This window comes from Marinifilum breve, from assembly GCF_003202155.1.
In the GTDB taxonomy this organism is placed as follows: Bacteria; Bacteroidota; Bacteroidia; order Bacteroidales; family Marinifilaceae; genus Marinifilum; species Marinifilum breve.
On record NZ_QFLI01000006.1, the window covers coordinates 110,888 to 133,622 of the forward strand.

Annotated in this window: 17 protein-coding genes; 10 read left to right on the forward strand and 7 right to left on the reverse strand. The window is 34.0% G+C overall.

The annotated features are described in order from the left end of the window. Positions 1-111 precede the first annotated feature (111 nt). The 5 genes from DF185_RS14215 to DF185_RS14235 all read left to right on the forward strand — a co-directional run bounded on the left by DF185_RS14215 (position 112) and on the right by DF185_RS14235 (position 3,920). Entirely contained in the window at positions 112-1,080 is a 969-nt protein-coding gene (locus DF185_RS14215; RefSeq protein WP_110361427.1) for a M23 family metallopeptidase, read from the forward strand. A 148-nt stretch (positions 1,081-1,228) separates the two neighbouring features. Next, positions 1,229-1,564, forward strand: coding sequence for a MerR family transcriptional regulator (locus tag DF185_RS14220; RefSeq protein ID WP_110361428.1), 336 nt, complete (start codon positions 1,229-1,231; stop codon positions 1,562-1,564). 19 nt (positions 1,565-1,583) lie between these two features. Beyond that, positions 1,584-2,678 (forward strand): Nif3-like dinuclear metal center hexameric protein, encoded by a 1,095-nt coding sequence (locus DF185_RS14225; RefSeq protein ID WP_110361429.1) that lies wholly within the window; start codon positions 1,584-1,586, stop codon positions 2,676-2,678. 4 nt (positions 2,679-2,682) lie between these two features. Next, positions 2,683-3,519, forward strand: coding sequence for a zinc ribbon domain-containing protein (locus DF185_RS14230; RefSeq protein ID WP_110361430.1), 837 nt, complete (start codon positions 2,683-2,685; stop codon positions 3,517-3,519). Positions 3,520-3,590: 71 nt separating this feature from the next. Continuing rightward, positions 3,591-3,920 carry a thioredoxin family protein gene (locus DF185_RS14235; protein ID WP_110361431.1) on the forward strand — a complete coding sequence of 110 codons (330 nt, stop codon included), beginning with the start codon at positions 3,591-3,593 and terminating at the stop codon, positions 3,918-3,920. A gap of 46 nt (positions 3,921-3,966) precedes the next feature. Here the strand turns inward: DF185_RS14235 and DF185_RS14240 are convergent, their stop codons facing one another. From DF185_RS14240 to DF185_RS14250, 3 genes are all read right to left on the reverse strand, one after another. Further along, positions 3,967-4,338: a CoA-binding protein gene (locus DF185_RS14240; RefSeq protein ID WP_207784657.1), complete on the reverse strand. Its 372-nt coding sequence runs from the start codon at positions 4,336-4,338 to the stop codon at positions 3,967-3,969. Positions 4,339-4,438: 100 nt separating this feature from the next. Continuing rightward, positions 4,439-7,216, reverse strand: coding sequence for a carboxypeptidase-like regulatory domain-containing protein (locus DF185_RS14245; RefSeq protein ID WP_110361432.1), 2,778 nt, complete (start codon positions 7,214-7,216; stop codon positions 4,439-4,441). A gap of 11 nt (positions 7,217-7,227) precedes the next feature. Continuing rightward, positions 7,228-7,938, reverse strand: coding sequence for a hypothetical protein (locus tag DF185_RS14250; RefSeq protein WP_110361433.1), 711 nt, complete (start codon positions 7,936-7,938; stop codon positions 7,228-7,230). A gap of 150 nt (positions 7,939-8,088) precedes the next feature. Between DF185_RS14250 and DF185_RS14255 the strand changes: the two genes are divergently transcribed. Together DF185_RS14255 and DF185_RS14260 are read left to right on the forward strand one after the other, a co-directional pair. Next, positions 8,089-9,300 (forward strand): DUF4249 domain-containing protein, encoded by a 1,212-nt coding sequence (locus tag DF185_RS14255; protein ID WP_110361434.1) that lies wholly within the window; start codon positions 8,089-8,091, stop codon positions 9,298-9,300. 11 nt (positions 9,301-9,311) lie between these two features. Further along, a complete protein-coding gene (locus DF185_RS14260; protein ID WP_110361435.1) occupies positions 9,312-11,498 on the forward strand; it encodes a hypothetical protein in 2,187 nt (728 codons plus the stop codon). Between the two features lie 57 nt (positions 11,499-11,555). On the opposite strand, the gene ispF is transcribed toward DF185_RS14260, so the two are convergent. The 3 genes from ispF to porU are packed head-to-tail and all read right to left on the reverse strand — an operon-like array spanning position 11,556 to position 17,043. Beyond that, entirely contained in the window at positions 11,556-12,032 is a 477-nt protein-coding gene (gene ispF / locus DF185_RS14265) for a 2-C-methyl-D-erythritol 2,4-cyclodiphosphate synthase (RefSeq protein WP_110361436.1), read from the reverse strand. Then, the gene (gene porV / locus DF185_RS14270; protein WP_110361437.1) at positions 12,032-13,204 is read right to left on the reverse strand and encodes a type IX secretion system outer membrane channel protein PorV; all 1,173 of its coding nucleotides are present in this window, start codon (positions 13,202-13,204) and stop codon (positions 12,032-12,034) included. The genes ispF and porV overlap by 1 nt, the downstream gene beginning before the upstream one ends. A 59-nt stretch (positions 13,205-13,263) precedes the next feature. Beyond that, positions 13,264-17,043, reverse strand: coding sequence for a type IX secretion system sortase PorU (gene porU, locus DF185_RS14275; RefSeq protein ID WP_110361438.1), 3,780 nt, complete (start codon positions 17,041-17,043; stop codon positions 13,264-13,266). Positions 17,044-17,381: 338 nt separating this feature from the next. On the opposite strand from porU, the gene gldJ reads away from it, so the two are divergent. The 3 genes from gldJ (at position 17,382) to sugE (ending at position 20,608) form a co-directional block, all read left to right on the forward strand. Then, positions 17,382-18,896, forward strand: a complete 1,515-nt coding sequence (gldJ, locus tag DF185_RS14280; RefSeq protein WP_110361439.1) for a gliding motility lipoprotein GldJ — start codon at positions 17,382-17,384, stop codon at positions 18,894-18,896. Between the two features lie 93 nt (positions 18,897-18,989). After that, positions 18,990-20,279, forward strand: coding sequence for a UDP-N-acetylmuramoyl-tripeptide--D-alanyl-D-alanine ligase (locus DF185_RS14285; protein ID WP_110361440.1), 1,290 nt, complete (start codon positions 18,990-18,992; stop codon positions 20,277-20,279). Between the two features lie 2 nt (positions 20,280-20,281). Continuing rightward, positions 20,282-20,608 carry a quaternary ammonium compound efflux SMR transporter SugE gene (sugE, locus tag DF185_RS14290; protein WP_317046847.1) on the forward strand — a complete coding sequence of 109 codons (327 nt, stop codon included), beginning with the start codon at positions 20,282-20,284 and terminating at the stop codon, positions 20,606-20,608. 1,033 nt (positions 20,609-21,641) lie between these two features. On the opposite strand, the gene DF185_RS14295 is transcribed toward sugE, so the two are convergent. Next, positions 21,642-22,676 (reverse strand): glycosyltransferase family 2 protein, encoded by a 1,035-nt coding sequence (locus DF185_RS14295; protein WP_110361441.1) that lies wholly within the window; start codon positions 22,674-22,676, stop codon positions 21,642-21,644. Positions 22,677-22,735: the final 59 nt, after the last annotated feature.

Sequence of the window (22,735 nt, forward strand, 5' to 3'; positions counted from 1 at the left end):
AGATGAGATTTCGTTACTTAGCTTGCAAAGTTAGATTAATTCCTTAATTTTGTTGACTTAAATGAGCAAAAATTTAGACTTTTTCTGCAAAAATTAACCTAAAAGTATTAGATGGCGAAAACAAAGTATCAGTTTAACCCTGAGTCTGTTAGCTACGAAAAGGTAGAAATTAATTTTAAGACACGCTTAGTCAATGTTCTTAAGCATATGGCTTCCAGTTCAGTACTCGCTATTTTTATGGTTGTGGTATTGTTCTATTTCTTCGGTTCACCCAAGGAAAGATCATTGGAAAGAGAAAATCAGAGATTAATAAATCAATACAGTTTATTAAATACGAAACTTCAACAGGTTCAAACCGTTCTGAGTGATTTAGAGCAAAGAGATGATAATATCTACCGTGTTATTTTCGAAGCAGAACCGATTCATTCAAATATCCGTAGAGCAGGTTTTGGTGGGGTAAATCGTTACAAGCATCTAGAGAGTATGGATAATGCTGAGCTTGTAATTTCAACCACAAAAAAACTAGATCAGGTTGCAAAATCATTGTATGTTCAAACCAAATCATATGATGATGTTGAGGAAATGGTAAAGAATAAGTTTAAAATGCTTTCGGCAATTCCTGCAATAATGCCACTAGCAATAAAGGATTTTGGACGTATCTCAGCAGGTTATGGTTGGAGAATTCATCCAATTTATAAAACCCGTAAATTTCATGATGGTATGGACTTTACAGGAAAGATTGGAACTCCGATTTATGCAACTGGCGATGGAGTTGTTAAAACTGTGAGAAAAGAGAGGGGATATGGTAAGAAAATTGTGATTGATCATGGTTATGGATATACAACCATTTATGCTCACTTGGATAGTTACAGGGTAAGAAGAGGACAAAAGGTAAAACGTGGAGAAATTATAGGAGAACTTGGAAATACAGGTATTTCAACGGGACCTCACCTACATTATGAAGTACGAAAGGGAAGAAAAACATTAAATCCAATTAACTACTATTTTAATGACATTACAGCAGAGGAGTACGACCAAATGGTTGCATATGCTGAAAACACTGGTCAAACAATGGATTAATTCTACCGACAAAAATAATGAGAACATAAAAAGTGGCACGGAAAAATTTATTCCGTGCCATTTTATTTATTACTTTAGTTAATAATTTATTCCCATTTACTTAGCTTTCCCTAATTAAATGAAAGCGTAAGATTTAAAATTAATCGACGTGCCTTACAAAGAGAAGAAAATAGAAAAGCTTTATTATTCAATTGGTGAAGTTGCTGATATGTTTAAGGTAAATACTTCCTTAATCAGATATTGGGAAAAGGAATTTGATATCATTAAGCCAAAGAAAAATAAGAAGGGAAATCGATTTTTCACTCAGGGCGATATTGAAAATTTTCATTTGATTTTCCATTTGGTAAAAGAACGGGGAATGACTCTAAAGGGAGCCAAGCAAAAACTCAAAGAGAACAAAGAGGATACGGAAAATAATTTTACTGTTGTATCCCGTTTGCAAGAGATCAAAGATCTGTTGTTGGAAATCAAAGATGCATTATAATCATTAAAACTTATTAGAATTGAAAGTACGGGATATTATTTCGTCTATAGAAGAGGTTGCGCCATTATCGTACCAGGAATCGTATGATAATGCCGGACTTATAGTGGGAGAATACAATCAAGAGGTTAGTGGCATTTTAATCTGTCTTGATGTAATTGAAACTGTTATTGAAGAAGCAATTCAAAAAGGAGCGAATCTTATTATTGCCCATCATCCGATTGTATTTAAAGGCTTAAAAAGATTTAATGGAACGAACTATGTTGAGCGAACTGTAATGATGGCCATTAAGAATAACATTGCCATTTATTCAGCACATACCAATATAGATTCCGTTCGTGGTGGAGTTAGTGAGAGAATTTGCGATTTAATTGGCTTGCAAAATAAGAAGGTTTTATCTCCAGTTGGAGAGGATCTTAAGAAATTAGTAACATTTGTTCCTAATGATCATGCACAAAAGGTGAGAGAAGCTCTTTTTAATGCGGGAGCTGGCAGTATTGGTAATTACGATTCGTGTAGCTTTAATGTAGAAGGAGAGGGAACTTTTCGAGGTGGAGAAGAAACAAATCCTTATGTGGGAGAAAAAGGAAAGCTAAATTTCGAGAAAGAAGTAAGGATAGAAACTATTTTTCCGAAGCATTTAAAAGGAAAAGTTGTGGGAGCCATGCTAAATGCTCATCCATATGAAGAGGTTGCCTATGATATTTATTCTCTCGACAATAATAATCCTCAAGTGGGATTAGGAATGATAGGAGAATTGGAAGGTGAAGAAAATACGATCGAATTTTTGAAAAGAATTAAAGAAATATTCGGTTGTGGTTGTATCAGATATACCAATATTAATAAGGAAAAGATTAAAAAAGTAGCTGTTTGTGGCGGAAGCGGAAGTTTTTTATTGAGAAATGCCATATCAGCCAAAGCCGATATATTTGTTACGGGAGACTTTAAATATCACGAGTTTTTTGATGCTGAAGACAAATTAATAATTGCCGATATTGGACATTATGAAAGTGAACAGTTTACTCGAGATATTTTTTATGAGATAGTTACAAAAAAATTACCTAACTTTGCGGTTCATATTTCTGAGATAAATTCGAATCCAATAAATTATTTGTAAACATATGACAACACAAGATCCAAAAGCTTCAGATTTTAAGGATATTTCAGTTGAAGAAAAATTACGTACGTTGTACGAAATGCAATCTGTTGATTCTGAGGTAGACCAAATTAGAACGCTAAGAGGGGAGCTTCCTTTGGAAGTGCAGGACTTGGAAGATGAGATTGCCGGACTTGATACCAGAATCGAAAATCTAAATAACGAGGTAAAAGAACTTGTCGACACGATTGCTAAGAAAAAGCAAGAGATTAAAGAAGCTGGTTTGTTAATTAAAAAGTACGAAGCTCAGCAGATGAATGTTCGCAATAACCGTGAGTTTGATTCTATTTCTAAGGAAATTGAATTCCAAAACCTTGAAATTGAACTATGCGAAAAGCGTATCAAGGAGTTTACTGCGGAAATGGGTAACAAAAAAGCTTTAATCGAAAATTCAGAAGCTATTTTTGCTGATAAAAAAGCTGATTTGGAATCTAAAAAAGGCGAGTTGGATGAGATCGTTTCTGAGACACAAAAAGAGGAAGAAAAGTTGATGGATAAGTCTGAGTCTTTCAAAAATAAAATTGAAGAGAGACTTTTAACAGCATATTCAAGAATTCGCTCGAACGCAAGAAACGGATTAGCAGTGGTTACTGTTGAGCGTGATGCATGTGGAGGTTGTTTTAATAAGATTCCACCACAGCGTCAAATGGACATCCGTTCTCGTAAAAAGATTATCGTTTGTGAGTATTGCGGACGTATTTTAGTTGACCGTTACATTTGCGATTACGATCACAGTCTTGAGGAAGCAGATAAAGCTGCAGCTGCTGCTAAGCCAAAAAGAAGAACTCGTAAAAAAGAATAGTACGATTTTGAAAAATATAGAAACGGTTATCTTTATGAAGGTAACCGTTTTTTATTATAGCATATTGTAATATGAATATTTCAGATTATAAAGAACTGCAGAGCTTGAAGGATAAGCGAGAATCGTTTTATATTTATTTTTCAGCTCCCAATTGCGGCGTTTGCGAGGTGTTACAACCTAAATTGGAGGAATTGTTCCAGAATAATTTTGACAAATTAAAAGCATATCATATAAATACTGCCATGCAGCCAGATATTGCTGCTCAGGAAGGTTTGTACACGAACCCTTCGTTACTGGTTTTTATTGGCGGACAAGAAGTTTTAAGAAGAAGTAGGGCGATTGGCTTGGATGAGGTTTATGAAGCCTTAAATCGATATTATAACATGTTTTTTAAAGAATAAAAAATGCCAGTAATTCAATTACTGGCATTTCTTTTAAGGTCTTGTTCTAATATACTCCTGTATTCAACATCACCAATGGACATGCTTCTTCGGTTTCAATACCGTGAGCATTTGCTTTTTTATAAAATTCCGGATTTTCAGTTCCAGGAGGGAAAATAATTCTTTCTGGTTTTAATCCAATAATATAATCATGAAATGACTCCAGGTTTTTAGGAGAAAGATAAATTGCTATGGTTTGCACTTTAGCTTCACACGGTTTTCCTGTTTGGATTTGTACATCAGAGATTACTCCTTCCTTGATTCCTACTGCTACAGTTTCAATATTGTGCTTTCGAAGAAGTTTTACACATTTATTTGAGTATCGATCATCATTTGTGCTCGCACCAAGTACGAGTGTTTTTCCTGTATTTTGCATCATAAAATATTTATATATCTCTATGTAATAAATATAGTGAAATAGCTTATATATTTTGAAAAGTTATAAATAGTTATTAGCTATGTGTTGGTAATTATTGACATTAATAATCATCCTTAGCATTGCCAAAAAGCTTAAAATTATAGGTTATTGTAAAAATTGGTCTGGCAAAAATAGACATTTTGTAACCGTTAACTTTTTCGCCTTCAGTCCTAAAGAATATGTTATACGTATTTTGGCGTCCTAGAACATTGTAAACCGCTATTGTCCAGGAACTGTGATTTAATTTTTTAGCTACCAGGTTACCATTTAGTGTTGCTGCAACATCCAACCTTAAATAATCAGGCATTCTCATTGAATTACGATTTGAGTAGTAAACTCTATCTGTATTAGCAAAATTATAATACGCTAAAGGGGCGGTAAATGGTCGTCCGGTACTATAGGCAAAGTTTGTTGAAACATTTATTCTCCTGTTTAATTTGTAATTGGCAACAAATTTAAAATCGTGCGGTTTATCGTAGTTTGCAGGAAAATACTCGCCATTGTTAACACGTTCCTCGTCAAATTGACTATTTATTTTATGATGTATTCTAGAATATGTATAATTAATCCAACCAGTTAACTTTCCGGTTTTCTTTTGAAACATCAATTCAATTCCATATGCTTTACCTTCGCCATTTAATACATCGGTCTCTAAATGTTCGTTCATCACTAATCGTGCACCTCCTTTATAATCTAGAATATTATTCAGTCTTTTGTAGTAGGTTTCAATTGATGCTTCCAAGCTTTTTTGTCGCATTGTTTTATAAAGGCCAAGGGAATATTGTTTGCTCTTTTGTGGTTTTAAATACTTGTCACTAAGTTTCCAAATATCGGTAGGAGTCATCGATGCTGTATTTGAAATTTTCTGAATGTATTGACTCATTTCGTTATAGCTTGCTTTCAAAGAGCTGTTTAATCCTAGTCTTATGTTGGTTGAAATTCTTATCTCCGGGGATGAATACGTAGTTATAAAACCAGATTTGTGATTGGTAACTCCTTCTAAAGATTGCAAATTTCTAGCTTGTCCGCTTCTATAATTGTATTCTGTTTTTGGTCCTAAATTTCCATAAAATGAATATCTAAGACCTAAGGATAAAGACATGAAATGTGAAATTTCAAATTCATCGCTAATATACGCAGCAAGTTCTAAAGCTTGTTCGTCTTCCAGTTTTCTTGGGCTTACTAATGATTGTTGATTACTTGGTTTCTGATGGCCAGGTGAAAGATCATAGTATATAGAGTTGATTCCAAAATCAAATTTATGATTTTTACCAGATAAATAAGAAAAATCAGAATTGAATAAGTATTGATTGAAATTATAGTCTATTGAATAGGATAAGCTAGGTTCTTTTCGATATTCGGTTGTATATGCATATTTACTATACGCAGCAGAGTAGGTGGAAAATAACTTAGGACTAAAAATATGTTTCCATTTTAAAGTTGACGCTACGGAGTTGTAATCGAATTTATCTTCAAGATGATAATCGAATTTATCGTAACTATAGTATCCAGATAAGTATATACTATTTTTATCGTTTAAGTCCCATGAAAAGTTTCCTTGTAAATCGTGAAAATTGGCACTGCTTTTCTTAAGTTTTGAATCGTTTAAAAGTTTTAAAACCCAATCGGAATAGGTTGTTCGACCAGCTATTATAAATGAACTTTTATTTTTTTTAAGTGGTCCTTCTATTGTGATTCGGCCAAATACGGGACTAATACCGCCATTTACCTTTAAGTTTTTTCTGTTACCATCTTTTAAACTCAAATCCATAACCGAAGAAGATCTGCCTCCATATTTTGCAGGAATTCCACTTTTATATAGGGTAATGTCTTTTATTATATCAGAATTAAAACCAGAGAAAAAACCAAAGAAATGTGAGGTGTTATTGATAGGAGCTTGGTTAAGTAAAACCAAATTTTGATCTGTGTTTCCACCTCTTACATTAAAACCACTTGAAGCTTCACCTACACTTTGGACTCCAGGTAAAAGTAAAGTACTTTTAATAATATCTGCTTCACCCATTCCAAGAGGTAATTGTTTTAGTGTTTTAACTGATATTTTATCCATTCCCATTCTTAAATTACGGATTGGATCTTCTGTTTTAGCAGTCACAATCACCTCCTTTAAGGAGGTTGGTTTACTTTTCATCTCAACATTAAGCTTTCCATCTGAATGTATAATGATGTTACGAAAAGTAGTTTTCATTCCAACGGATCGATATTCAACACGGTATTTACCAACAGGAATGTTTATTGAATATTGACCGTATTGATTAGTAACTGTACCTTTTTTTAAACTACTAAAATAAACCACAGTTCCAATAAGAGGCTCTCCACTTTCAAAGTCGGTTATCTTGCCACCAAAAGTTGAATTGATTTTTTTAGGATTGTGTGCTCTGTCACCAATTGTGAAAAATTGATACTCAATGCTTATTTTATTAGTAGTTGTTTTTTTAACGATTGGTGAAGTGTAAATCGAAGAATCTATAATAATTGTATTGTTTTTTGAAAGGAAACTTTTGTAATCTTTAGCATAGTTAGTTTTTATCTGGTAATCTTTTGTGAAAATTACATTTTTACCATTAATAATTTTATAATTTAAATTACTTTGTGTTCCCAGCCATTTTATAACTTCCGTGATATCTTCCCTATTGAAATTTGGATTCAAATGAATTTTTGGAATCCATTCAGGTTTATAATAAAATTGAAAATTAGATTTATTTTCTAATTCATTTACAACGTCATCGAATGAAATTGAATCTTTTTGAAGTGTAATTGATTGTCCTGCTGCATTAATGTGGAACAATACAAGTAGTGTGAAGGTTATGAATCTACGCATTTGTTTTGAGTTTATAAGGTTTCTGCGTATTTGATTAAATTGATAAGCTTGCTATGGCTGGGCTTTTTAAAATTAATTTCCAATAGTTTAAGTTTTTTCCTTAGTGGTTTACTGTTTTCAGGAAAGAGAGATAAGAATTTCTTAGGTGAGCTTATGTCATGAAACTTTTTATTTCGTTTTAAATATATAGTTTGCTTGTATTTGTATGTGGTTAAACTTTTGATCTTTAGTTTTTTTGCAGAATGTCTTATCAGTAATTTTAACTTTTGATTGTAGATTGTTTCGTAGAATCCACTTGCAATATTCTTTGGTTGCTTTAAGTAGGTAAAATTGTAATCTCGTATACCGAAATTAATAGAGAAGGAATCGATTTGTGTTTTGTTTATTTGTATTAGATTACTATTAGCGGTTTTGTTATTTATATTGATTATTACTTCGTCAGTAAATAGATCGTAGTAAATTATTTTTGTGCGATAAGATCTGCCATTATAATAAATATATCCAGATCCTAAACCTGAATTTAAGTAAGGGTTATCTTGTTTGTAATAATGATATGGTTTATATTCTTTTCCTATGACATAATCATATTGGTTGTGTATGCTACTTTCATATAGATGCAATATCTTATCATTTTTAATATTATATATTTGGCTATGATTTTGCGATACTGAAATAAATGAAAAGAGTAATGATAATATTAATGTAATTGGTAATGATTTCATTTTAGGATAGATATATATGGTTAGTGTATATACAAAAATATAAAAAAGATTAACAATTATTGTTTCGAAAAATTATTTTTTAATAAAAATTATTGTTTATTTTAAAGAAGAATAATTTTTTAAATAATATGATATTTTAATATTTACCATATGTTATCTAATAAAGTAAAAATAATATTCTTTTACTTGTTACTGTCTATTTTGCCGTTTTGGTCATGCATGGATCCATATAAAGTTGACATAAGTAACTCTGAAAATTTATTGGTTGTTGAAGCATTAATTACTGATGAAAATAAATCGCATGTTGTCAAAATTTCACGGTCAATATCAGATTTTGGAGATGTGTATAGTTCAGAGGAAAATGCTACAGTAATTATAGTATGTAATGATGGCACAGAAGAGGTTTTGACCGAAAAATCTCCTGGATTTTATGTGACAGATAGTTTGAATTTTAAAGCTATTGTTGGTAATTGCTATAAATTAAGAATAAAAACAAAAGATGGAGATGCTTATGAATCGAGCGATTGTAAAATGTTGCCTCCTACCGCAATAGATCGCATATATTATGAGATAAATGAAATAACGAATGTGAATGATGAGCAAATTGGAGGTATTCAGTTTTATGTGGATGGAAAAGCTGAGCCCGGTTCTTATATTAGGTGGCTGTATGAGGAAGTGTGGAAATTTGCAATTCCTTACCCACAGTATGCCACATTTGTGGATAATGAGGAAGGTGATGGTAAGGAGTTGGTGTCTATTACACCTAAAAATGTTTATTGTTGGAAAAAATCAGAATCTCATGAAATAGCAGTTCAATCCCTGGAGAATCAAAGTTCTACGTTAATAAAGGATAAAAAAGTATGTTTTGTTCCAACAGGAATAAATGACAAGTTTAATATTAAATACAGTATTAATATTAAGCAGTTATCTATATCTAGAGAAGAATATAACTATTTACACAAATTAAAAGAATCAACTGAAGAAATAGATGATTTATTTGGGTCTCAACCATATTCAGTTAAGGGCAATATTAAAAATATTACAAATGCCAATGAACCAGTATTAGGATATTTTCAAATGGGATCGGTTACATCCAAAAGAGTTTTTATTAGTTGGCAGGATGCTATAGATTTAGGTATACAGAATGTAATAGTATTGGAAAGTTGTCCTACGGATACAATATATACAAATGAAGGAAGTTTTAAGGATTTGTATAGCATCTACGAGCATTATGTAATTAATGGAGATCTAGTGTTACATGATCGTGAAATGTTACCAACGGGATTAATTTTAACTGAGCCTCAATGTGCAGACTGCAGATTGACAGGTTCACCTAATAGACCTGAATTTTGGGAGGATTAATATTGAAAGCTATGAATATTAGAATAACATTATCAATTGGCATTGTGTTTTTATTGATTTTTAATATTCCACAAGTAAAAGCACAGGAGAAAGTTTCATTAACAACCGATAGGGATATATACATTGCTGGAGAAGAAATATGGTTCTCCTTAGGAGTTCTAGAATTGAGTTCTAATGAGAATTCAAAATTAAGTAATATTCTATATGTAGAATTATTGAATGGAGATCATACACCAATAATAAAATTGAAATATCGGGTAGAAAAAGATATTGTGCAGTCGAAAGTTCAATTACCTGATAGTTTATCTACAGGTAAGTACTATATCCGTGCCTATACTAGATGGATGAGGAATAGAGATGTGAGTTTATATGCTTGCAAAATATTTTCTGTAATTAATCCATTTGTCCCCAAGAGAATGCCCCAAGGAGATAAATATTTTTCCAGAGATACTGTTTTCTGTTATCCTGAAGGAGAGAAATTATTGAGCAATGTTAAGAATAAGTTATTGTTTTATGTATGTGGTAAAAATGGGAATCCAATTACCAAAAAGGTGAAGATCAAAGATCAAAATGATAATATTAGCCAAGAATTTGTATCTGAAGCAACGGGTTTTGTAAGTGTAAATTTTATACCTCAGGAATCCGTAAATTATTATCTAGATTATGATGATCATAAAGTGGACCTAAAAAAGATATCTCAAAATGGATGTTTGTTGCAATTGGCAGAAGATAGAGATGACTTTTTATTTAAAGTTATTGGCTACTGTAGCAATGAAATGAGAATTGATATTTTAAGTAATGATGGTAAGTATCTAAAAAGCTATAAATTATCTTCTCAAAATATTATAAGAATTAAAAAGAGTGAATTGCCTAGCATTAGCATGTACGCCTTGCTGATTGATGATGCGAAAATAATTCATGCATATCGTGGGTTTACGAACTCAAATAATGATAAGTTGATAAAGATTTTTACAGATAGAGAATTGTATGGAGTTAGGGATATAGTGAATGTTGATATTAAGAATATAGATTCGTTAAGACATTTGTCTGTTTCTGTTGTGAAATCTTCTTTGTTAAATAGTACAGCAAAAGAGGATTATGTGTTAACTGCTAATGATAAGATGATATTGAAAAAACAACCACTTTTTTTTCTAAATGATACTATTCTATTGCCAGAAATAGAGGGGGAATTATTATCAGGAGAAATTAGGTGTGTCGAAACTAATAATCCGATTAAAAATGAACAGTTTATATTGAGTTTCATATCAGATTCTCCAATTATAGATTTCGTTGAAACTGATTCAGCTGGGAGATTTGTTTTTGTTGTTAATAGGTATGGTGAAGAGGAAATGGTAATCCAACCCAAGTCGATGGATACAAAAAAAATAAATTATAGAGTAATATTAGATGATAGTTTTTCAACAAAGTATCCAAAAAATAAACTTGGGGAGTTAATAATAGATACTCTAAAAATGCGAAATCTTAACGAGGCCATTGTAAATATGCAGATCAATTCAATATATAAGCCTAATAAATCTACTTATATAAATTCAGTTTTTAATAATGCTCCTTTTTATAAAGAAGCCATTAACGTGATTGATATAGAAAAGTATATTGAATTGCCTACAATGGAGGAAATAATAAGAGAAGTAGTTCCTCACACAAGTCTAAAGAAAAATAAGAAAGGATATGACCTTAGGGTAGTTGAATCTCGTTCGTTTTATCCTAAAAATGGTAATACTCTAATTTTCGTAGATGGAGTTCCTATTAAAGATACCCAGAAAATTTTTGAGATTAAACCGCAAGATTTAGATAGAATAGAAGTTGTCAATCTTCAGTTTTTTATCAAGGGTGAGAATCTTGGATATTTGTTATGTCTTTATACAAAAAATAATAACATGGCAGATATGGAGTTTGATAGCAGAATTTTTAGGCAAGTTCATAAAGGGTATGAATACGAATACAAGTTTAATAGTTTGGATTATTCTAATTTGAAAACAAAGAATTCCCGTTTGGCTGACTTTAGAAATACATTGTACTTTAATACATTTGAAAGTAAAGAATTAAAAAGTCCATTAAATTTTAAGTTTTATACTTCTGATGAAGAAACTGAATATATTATAACTGTAAGAGGTATTAATAAATATGGGAAGGTGATTGAGTCGAAGAAGAATTTAAAAGTGTGTGAAAAGAATTAAAGTTTGATATATAATAAAAGCCTCTTGCTAAAATTGTTTAACAAAAGGCTTTTTAAATCATTTCTCAATTAAAGCAGTTGCATAGGCAGATATGCCTTCCTGTTTTCCAACAAAACCTAGTTTCTCGGTTGTTGTTGCTTTAATCGCCAAATCATCCAAATCAATTCCCATTACTTTGGCTAAAGTTTCTTGCATTTCAGGAATAAATGGTTTGATTTTTGGTTTTTGTAATGCTATTGTTGAGTCGATATTTCCTATCGAATAACCTTTCTCAGTAATGATTTCAACAGTTTTTTTAAGTAATATCTTACTATCAATTCCCTTAAAATCATTAGATGTGTCAGGGAAATGATAACCAATATCTCTCATGTTAGCGGCTCCTAAAAGAGCGTCGCATATTGCGTGAATCAAAACATCACCATCAGAATGAGCTACACAACCTTTGTTGTGCTCAATTTTAATTCCTCCCAACCAAAACTCTTCTCCTTCGGCTAATTGGTGCACATCGTAGCCAAATCCTACTCTAATCTTCATTATTTAATAATTTTATCAAGATTAGCAGTTAAGGAAAATCTTAAAGTATTTTTAAGAGGGTTGTTTTGAGTTGTTGGAATTAGGTATGAAAAATCAAGATCGAACATGTTTAATTTTACTCCTAAACCAGCAGTAAAATACTTACGATTTCCTTTATCTTCATGTTCGTAGTAATATCCCCCTCTTAGTGCAAATTGTTCTTGATACCAATATTCAAGCCCAAGTGACCATGCAATTTCCTTAAACTCTTCACTCATTCCACCAGGTGCATCAGAAAAAGAGCTAAAAATACCGCTAACAACTGATTTGTCTGAGGTTTCACTTCCAACAATAACCCCACCATTATCATCATTTAATGATCCGCTATTTGGTGTTGGAACCAAAAGTTTGTTCATGTCAGCGGCAATGGTAAGTGAATTGTATCTGTCCAATTCCATTTTTAATGCAGTACCCAACTTCAAATTGGTAGGAATAAATTCCTTTTCATCATCGTTGGTATAGCTTATTTTTGAACCAATATTAGAGATATTTAGCCCCCAAGACCAAACCATATCTCTTCTATTTCTTCTGAATTCATGCTGATAATAAATAGAAACATCAGCTGCAAAAGCGTTCCCTGCTTGAGTTTCTACACCAGCTACATATTGTGATTGGGTTAAATCTGATCTTATATATCTGAAGGCAATACCTCCTGAAAATTCGTCGCTTAGTCTTCTTGAGTATGCAATGTCAAATGCCCATTCGTTTGGATTTTGTGCAACAGGAATGTCCTCAGCTCTTTCCAAAAAAGCAATTTCACCTAATGAGAAGTAACGAAGAGATGCTCCAATAACTTGATTTTTATCCAATCGGTAATATCCGGTAAGGTATGATATGCTCATATCATCTACCAAATCTCTCAGCCAAGGAGTGTATGATGCAGATACACCATAATTTCCATCAATCATGGAAAATTTTGCGGGGTTCCAATGCATTGAATTAACATCAGGAGATGTTGCAACACCTGCATCACCCATTGCACCTGCTCTTGAGTTAGGTGTAATAGTTAAAAAAGAAACAGCAGTAGAAATGTAGTTTGCGCCAGAAGTAGAAGTCTGGGCTGAAGTTTTGTTAATGCCTGTAAAAAGCAGTAGGCACAGTAAACTTGTGATTAGAGTTAGTTTTTTAGTCATAATATTAATGTGTAGTAAAATACAAATATACTTCAAATAACTAATAAAGTGGATTTTTATTATTTGAGGATCAATAATTTTTGAAATTTATTTACAGTTTTTCCATTATCAGCTCGAACTTTTACGCGATAGAAGTAAACTCCACGGCCAATGGAATTTCCAAAATCATCTTTTCCATCCCATTGAATAGGCCCAACTCTATTGCCAGATGAACTAATTGTAGTTTCGATGGTTTTTATTAATTTGCCCGATACTGTTAGGATTTGAATGAGAACATCCAACTCGCTCGAAGCTTGATTGTGTTCAAAATAAAAACCTGTATTTGTAGTAAATGGATTAGGATAGTTTAGTACATGTTTAATGACCAAATCAGCTGTTTCAGCAACAACAAAATCTAAACTGGCAACCGATGAATTATTCACATTATCCCATACTTTTAACTGTATTTCGTGTTCTCCGGTTTCCAATTCACTAAGCTGGTAGCTTACCTTTCCCTTTTTGTAATTGTCCAGATCAGCTTCGTAGAAATCATTTAGCTCGATGGGGTTTTCTAATTTTTGATCCAATATTGCTATTAAATCATGGCCAATTGAGTTGCCAACAGTATTAATACCACTCGCATCTTGAACAATAGCCAACAAGAGAGGATTTTCGTTGGTCATTCCACCAGGGGTAAATTGTTCATCATTCATGTACAATTCTATTTCCGGGCCAATTTTATCGTCACTGGCACTAGGATTTGTTCCTCCAACTATAATAGAGTTGGTAAAACCAGCAGCATCCGTATTGTTACTCGATGCATAGTAAGAGATTTTACCTTTGCCATATTGATAGTTGATATCTTTGGGAACAAAGAATGAAAAATCGAATTTTCCATTTTTAATACTTGCCTTTCCCTTATATAATATGCTGGTTTGACTAGTGTATTCAAATGGATTTCCATCATTTCCTCTGGTTGATTTATTAATGGCTTTATCGTAAATCGTTGGGTAAACAATGCCATTAAAATTATTTAGGTCAGCTCCTGATCCAGAAGTAATTTTACCTGAAACTTTAATCTCGCTAAGAGCTTTTAATGTATCCACTGGTTGTGATATTACCACATCATTAAGGTGTGTACTTAGGGCATTGTGTTCCGGATAGTTTAAACGCAATGCAGGATCACCCAATAGGGTAAAATTTCGTTTGTTGATTCCTGAGGAAGTTGCATTCTTGGTCATTCTCATGATATCACCTAAACGATAAAACTTTCCATTTGAATCTCGTTCAAATGCATAATCGTAGAAATTCTGATTCAAGGTAAAATTTGGAGATGAAAACACAAGTCGGGTAGTTGTGAAAAGTCCTATACCACCGCCATTATCTCGAAGAAGTATGATTTCACCTGCTGATAATTTTTTGTAGTTGTCGAATCGGCTAAACTCACAAGTCGCAGTCATGAACAATGGAAGCTTAACGGGATTTTGCCAGGAGTAAATATCATCAGTCATTAAAATATGCTCATGCGCCAGACCATTTTCATTACCATGGCCCGTGTAATTCATGATTAAGGTTCCTTTGTTAATACTTTCGTTGATTTCTGTATTTACATTAGGGTACCGCTGACCAGCCGAACTTGTTATTTGTTCAAAATCATCTAAAAATATTCTTTGGGCTCTGTATTGAGGATAGTTGTTTTCAATTTGGGCAGCCAATCTGTTGGCATCTCGCATGTGAGTATTGTTGTCTTCATCATCGCCGATAAAACAAACCATGGTTTGCCAATCTCCTTTTTCTGCAGAATCGTAATTCAAAATTTTCTTGACTACAATTTGCGCCTCTTCTTTATTATTTACTGGCAATCTTCCTATTCCAATATCTACAAGACCAGTAGCTTCACCTTCACTATCATCTAAAAGACCAAAGTAATCATCGGTTACGAAAGATTGAGTTGGGCTTAAAGAGTTTTCAGATTGGTAAGTCAATATTTTATTCGTGTTACTTTCTCGATCTGATTTATTATCGAATGAACCATCTCCAAATAGCAGTAGATATTTGATCATATCCGATTCTCCAGATGAACGGTCGTAGAACATTTTAACAAAGTTGCGAATGGCGGAAACATCAGGTGTACCAGAAGAAAACTCATTGAAAATTGCATTTTGATCTACAACAGTAACATGTAATTCATCATTATTTCGGTGGTAAGTGGCAATCTGTTCAGCATGCGATAAAAATTGATTTGCACTAACAATCAGCATATCGGTTTGTGGCAAGGCATGCAAATTTTGGTTTTGTATGTTGCCAACCACTTTGGGTTCAGGAAAACTTCCATCAATATTAAAAACAACAAACTCTTTTAAACTGCTGGTTGTTGCGTTAAAACTTCCTGTAGTTCCACTTATACTTAGAGGGATCTGTCTTACTGCATTTTGATTACTAACATCCCAAACACTAGTAGATGCTGAACAGTTCTGAATTTGAAAACGTGAAATGTTACCTGTTGCAACAGATTCAATATCTCTAAATGCCGTTTGTGAGCCATTTAATGATAGGTTGCAACGTGCATTTACTCTTAAATAATCTAACCAACCAATGGATGATGCAGAACTTTTTTCGTATTCCACTTTTATATCAACCTTATTATTAGTTGGTGTGAAGCTGGTAAAACTTTTTTCTTCCAGCCTTGCATAAGTAGCGGTATAGCTTCCAGTGTTGACTGATGAAAAATTTATAGTGCCAATATTGTTTGATCCAGAACTCAGTTCTAAACTGGTTTCGGAGGATGACCTTGCAGCAAAACGTGTAGTTATTATTGCATTGGAAGTATTTAATATGTTTGAGAAATTAAAACTGTAATCGAACTCAGTTGTTACATCGAATTCCTGTCCTAGCCATAATCTGCCACTTTCTAATAAATTGGTTTCATCAATGTCGATTACTCTATAATCATTAAAAGAATTGACTGTATTCGTGAAATTTGATTCTGAGTTTTGCTGTTGTATGATTTGTGCACTTCCCTGATCCGAGCTCAAAAAGTAATATGCATGATCGGAGTACAAATGGTTTTCATGAATAAACTCAGATTTATCTTTGTCGTATTTCCAACTTCTTGGTCCTTTGGCATAAAATAATAGGAAATCACCATCATTAAAAGTTCCATCGCTGCCGGTGTTAAAATATACAGGAACTACAGGAAGATCATCTTTTACCAATTCCGAATTCATTTTTGGAAGCATTCCACCACCATAACCATAAATACGAACATTTGCTGGATTCGAAATTCCCATATCGATTAATTGCTGATAGGTAATTTTGTGAATGGCAGTTGTATCTACTGAAATTTTCACCCATTTGCCACTACTTAAAACAGAATTGCTAGCATAGTTTTTTACTGACTTTACACTTCTTTGTTGACTGATTTTTTTGAATCGAAGTTTAAAACTGATTAGTTTTTCGATTATACCAGTTGTTGGATTTTTTCTAATCGGAACAAATTGTACTTTCTGATATTGATTCTTTCTGATTGAAACAGGTTCAGTTTCAGGCGTTATTTCTGAAGAAAAAGTTTTATTTCGTAAAATTTGCTGTTCGGTGGAACTTAACTGTTCAAAATGCGTATCCACTAACTCAACAGAGAAAAATTCTCCGTTTGAACCTGTTCTTTGTAAGTGATAAAATTCAGGTAACCAGTTGTTCGTCAGGTTAAGTGATGCGCCATTAAAGCTTATGGTTCTAATACTTTCTCCATCAGGAGATGAAATATAAGTATCAGACCAATCTAGTTTGAAAGTATCGGAAGTTTGGGAAAAACTCACTTTTCCGATCAATAAAATTAGAACAATTATGAGATAGCGCATTTTTAGGTTTTAAGTTTCGTTATTGAAAACAGAATTAACGCAAAATAAATAAAACTTTACACATTGACGAGTAAACGGCTTATGATATCTGAAACTTGATATTTTTACTTGTAGCTAGAAATATTTTATTAAAAATGATCAAGCCTAAGGGATAAAGAGGAAATATCGACTTAAATTTAGGTACAGAGAATCAGGTAGATGAGTAAAGATTAGATTTTTCAATGAAAAATGTTAAATATTTAATAGAAAAACTAAAATCATATACAATAAAATTATATCACTTTTAGTTATATTTGTTGAGTTAAGTATTTTTGAAGATAAACTACATTCAATCTATTATGAAACTAAATTATAGCATAGTTATTGCTGTTTTTGCTGCTGGATTAATGATCTTCCCATCTTGTTCGAAGGTTAAGAATCTGGTAGGTAAAGGAGAGAAATCAAAAGCTACCGGATGGGCATACAATGATCCTGACAATGGGGGTTTTGAATATCATAGCGGTTACGAACAAGCAACTGGACCAGGTCTTAAGTTTATACAAGGTGGTACTTTTACCATGGGTAGAACTCAGCAAGATGTAATGTACGATTGGAATAATGTTCCAAGAAGAGTAACGGTTCCATCATTCTATATCGATGAAACCGAGGTTAGTAATGTTATGTATCTTGAATACTTACACTGGACGAAGAGAGTTTACGTTTCTTATCCAGAGGTTTATAAGAAAGCTTTGCCTGACACTTTGGTATGGCGCGATGAGTTGGCTTATAACGAACCATACGTAAACAATTACCTACGTCACCCTGCTTATGCTGAATATCCTGTTGTTGGTGTATCGTGGGAACAAGCGGTTGACTACTGTGAGTGGCGTACCGATCGTGTAAATGAACAAATTCTAATTGATAAAGGCATTTTAAATCAGGATCCTGCACAGAGAGATGAAAATAACTTTAATACAGAAGCATATTTGGCAGGACAGTACGAAGGTTCGGTAAATAAGAATTTACCAGATTTAGATCCGGATAACGAAGAAAGACAAGTTCGTTGGACTGATGGTATTCTACTTCCTAAATACCGTTTACCATCGGAAGCGGAGTGGGAATATGCTGCAACAGCTTTGATTGGAAACTCGGAAGAAGAAAGAATTACAGATAAAAGAATTTTCCCATGGAACGGGCACTGGGTAAGAAACGAGAACAAGAAAGTTCGTGGTCAGATGATGGCTAACTTTGCTCGTGGACGAGGTGACTATATGGGTACCGCTGGTGCTTTGAATGATGCTGGTGATATTACAGCTCCAGTAAATTCATTCTGGCCAAACGACTTCGGGTTGTATTGTATGGCTGGTAATGTTAGCGAATGGGTTGCTGATGTTTACCGTCCAATGTCGCCAGAAGATATCGCAGAATTTAATCCATATCGAGGAAACGTATTTAAAACAAAAGTACGCGATGAAGAAGGAAATATTGCTGAAAAGGATAGTTTAGGACGTATTCGTTACAGATTACAAAAAGATGAGGAATTGGTAGGACGTGAAAACTATAAGACTGCTGATAACCGTAACTATCGTGATGGTGACGTATCTTCAAGTATTGTTTCAGATTACGAATGGAACAATCCAGAACATCAGACGCAAGGTTCAAACCGTATGTATGTTCAAGGTAGAGGACAAGATGGTAGTGACTTTAGCTCTATGGTAACTGATAACTCAAGAGTATACAAAGGTGGTTCTTGGAAAGACAGAGCTTTCTGGTTGGCTCCAAGTGCTCGCAGATTCTTGGATCAGAAAGAAGCAAGAGATGATATTGGTTTCCGTTGTGCGATGACTCGCGTTGGAAGACCAACTCAGAAATAGAGAAGTAGTTTTCGAAATAAAACAAAACCCCATTCTATAAAAGGATGGGGTTTTTTATTAATTTCGTCATTCAAATAATACGAGACAATTCCAATGGAAAATTCTAAACTATACAGCTTATTTAAACAGTATCCTATTGTTGTTACAGATACAAGAAAGATTGTTCCCAACTCGATATTCTTTGCATTGAAAGGGGCAAATTTTAACGGAAACAAGTTTGCCGAATCAGCAATTGAAAAAGGATGTAAATATGCTGTAGTTGATGAAAAAGAATTTGCAGTAAATGACTCATGTATTTTGGTTGATGATGTTTTGACTGCATTGCAGGAGTTGGCCAGAGAGCATCGCAGGAGTTTAGGAATTCCGATTTTGGCCATTACTGGTACCAATGGAAAGACTACAACCAAAGAGTTGGTAAATGCTGTTTTGTGCAAGAAATACAAAACATTTGCTACGCAAGGCAATTTTAACAACCATATTGGGGTGCCTTTAACATTGCTATCGATGACTGAAGAAACAGAATTTGGAGTGGTTGAGATGGGAGCAAATCATCCTGAGGAGATAAAGTTCTTGTGTGAGATAGCAGAACCAAATTTTGGGATTATTACCAATGTTGGGAAAGCGCATTTGGAAGGTTTTGGTTCGTTCGAAGGGGTTAAGAAAACCAAGAAGGAACTGTACGATTACTTGCAGGGCAGAGGCAAGGTATTTGTGAATTGCGAGAATGATCATTTAATGGGAATGCTGAATGATCAGGAAATATATAGCTATGGCAATAGCGAAGAAGCCGATAGCAAAGCCAAGTTTCTGCAAGCTGCACCTTATTTGGTATTGGAATTAAGATCTCCGAAAATTGGCAAGCTTTACATCAAAACCAAATTGATTGGTGGCTACAATTTCGAGAATGCCTTGGCAGCCGTTACGGTTGGCCGATATTTCGATATTAAGGAATCGGATATTAAAGTGGCTTTGGAGAACTACGAACCGAGCAACAACCGTTCGCAGCTGAAGAAGACCGAAAAGAATGTTTTGTTTTTGGATGCATACAATGCCAATCCGACCAGTATGGGAGTTGCGGTGAACAATTTTGCCGATTTGCCAATGAAAAACAAGCTGGTGATTTTGGGAGACATGTTGGAACTGGGAGAAGATTCGGAAAAAGAACATCAGCAATTAATTGATTTGTTGCAGAAGAGAGCTTTGGAGAATGTGTACCTGGTTGGCGATATTTTCTCGAAGGTGAATAGCGAAAATCAGTATAAAACTTTCCTTAAAGCAGAAGAGGTAGCTGCTATTTTGGAGAAAGAAGATGTTAAGAATCATTACATCCTGATAAAGGGATCGAGAGGAATTCAGTTAGAGAAGTTGGTTGAAAAATTATAGAAATGGGAATAGCTTGGATTTATTTAATTGTAGCGGGATTATTTGAGGCCGTTTGGGCCATTGGATTAAAATATGCACAAGGATTCACGAAACTGTGGCCAAGTGTAATCACCATTGTTGCTATGGGCATTAGTCTGTACTTTTTAGCCTTAGCCATTAAAAATTTGCCAGTTGGTACGGCATATGCGGTTTGGACTGGGATAGGAGCTTTATCTACCGCAGTACTGGGAATCGTTTTGTTTGGGGAGCCTGTTCATTTCTCACGTATATTCTTTATGCTCCTTTTGCTGGTTGCCATTGTTGGATTGAAGTTTACGGCTACTACCTAGATGTTTTCTTTGTTGATAGCTTGAAATGCATTTCATGAATTAGGAATCATTATCCAAGCAGAATTGATTATTGTTGATTGCTATGATATTGCGGTGCTCTGCACCTTATTGATAATTACAATGTCAACCTATCTATAATTATTAAGCAGCGCTGCTGCTTATACCGATTTGTGCCTTTAATGCGTTTCTATTCTAATTCCGAAGCATCGGGGGTGAATATGTATCGGCATTATAACAGTGCATTTTTATATTTAGAATGGTATTAAAAGCAAAATAAAGTAAGAAACTCATATTGGATTGGTGTGGAACACCAGAATATTTATAGCTCAAGCTTCAATAGTAATGAACAGAGGTACAGCGTACCCTAATCTTTCCAATTATTTATCTCCCATACTTCGTTTTTAACGGCTTAGAATCTGTGAAAAGAACAGGCATCCTATTTATTTGTATTGAAATATGAATGAAAAATAGTTACTGATTTATTTTTCATTTATTGAATACAACTTTTCCTGTTGTTCTGTTATTCAGTTATCTCTTGTACCTGCCTGGTTGAGATACTTTTTCTTCTAAAAATAATTTATTGGTAATGTGTTGCAATACATGTTTATAGTATTGTTATTGTGACTTTATATATTATTATATACCCCATGTGGAAAGCTTCAACCGAGCGGCGGAATGTCTTTGGCTAAGGCCGGAATGTAATTGGCTAAAGGCGGATCGTCTTTGGCTAAGCTCGGAATGTGAAAGGCTTAGGACGGATTGTCTCTGGCTTAGCGCGGAAAGTATTTGGCTAAGTGCGGTATGTTATTGGCTAAAGGCGAATGGTCTTTGGCTAAGCTCGGAATGTGATTGGCTTGGGACGGATTGTCTCTAGCTAAGCTCAGAAAGTGTTTGGCTTAGTTCGGAATGTCTTTGACTATTGGCATTCATGCTTTAATCTCCTTCTTCTATTTGTCCCTTCCTAATATAGCTTGACACAAAAGCTCAAGAGCATTATAAAATATCAGAAAATTAAAGCAAACAGATTGAATTGCTAGGCATTAAGTTGATCTTCTATCTCAGAGTATCTTTTCTTCGATCGTAGATAGTAATCGAAAATGATGCTATTGCGGTAAATTTCTTTGTGATGCTTCTGCTTTACCAGAGGCAGCAATACTTTACGCTTTTTACGGAACTGGCCAATCATGCCATAAAAGGACATGTGCGCTTTAAATACGGCTGCAAAGTTGGCAAATTCGCCACCAAGCAAGAATTTAAAGGCCGCAACACCATCTAACACCATACGGTAAAAGAATGTGGATTTGAATTTATTGCTGGGCAGATTTTTGTACAACATCAACAGGTTGTTGCGGAAATTAAGGAACAGCTTTCGCGAACTGTGGTTGGGAAGGGTTGCCCCGCCTACATGGTATACCGTCGAGTTGGTATCGCAAATAATTCTGTGCCCCTGGTTTTTAATACGCCAGCACAAATCTATTTCTTCCATATGCGCAAAGAAATCTCCATCTAATCCACCTGTATTCTTGTAGATGTCAGCTCTGATAAACAAGGCAGCACCGCTGGCCCATAGCACATCAATGTTTTTATCGTATTGGGCGGTGTCTTCCTCAATGGCATCAAGAATTCTACCTCGGCAAAAAGGGTATCCCAAATAATCGATAAAACCTCCTGCAGCACCGGCATACTCAAAACCCGACTTGTTGTGGTAAGCTTTAATTTTTGGCTGAGCAGCAGCAATATCTTTATTGTTCTCGAACTGCTGGTAAATGGAATCTAACCAGTTTGCGCTTACTTCTACATCCGAGTTTAGCAGAACAAAGTATTCATGATCGAGTTGAGCCAAGGCCCTATTGTATCCTTCGGCAAAGCCATAGTTTTTATCCAACTCAATTAATCTGATATCAGGATGTTCTTGCTTAAGAAACGCAATGGAATCGTCGGTTGAGGCATTATCGGCCATAATTACTTCAGCCCATTCTCTTTTTGAGTGGCTTACAACCGAAGGAAGGAACTGTTTTAAAAGTTCTTTACCATTCCAGTTTAGTATTACAATTCCAATTCTATTCATTTCTTTTTTTAAAATATCTAAAAATCAGTAACTCTATTGTTTTATTGACTGATAACTAT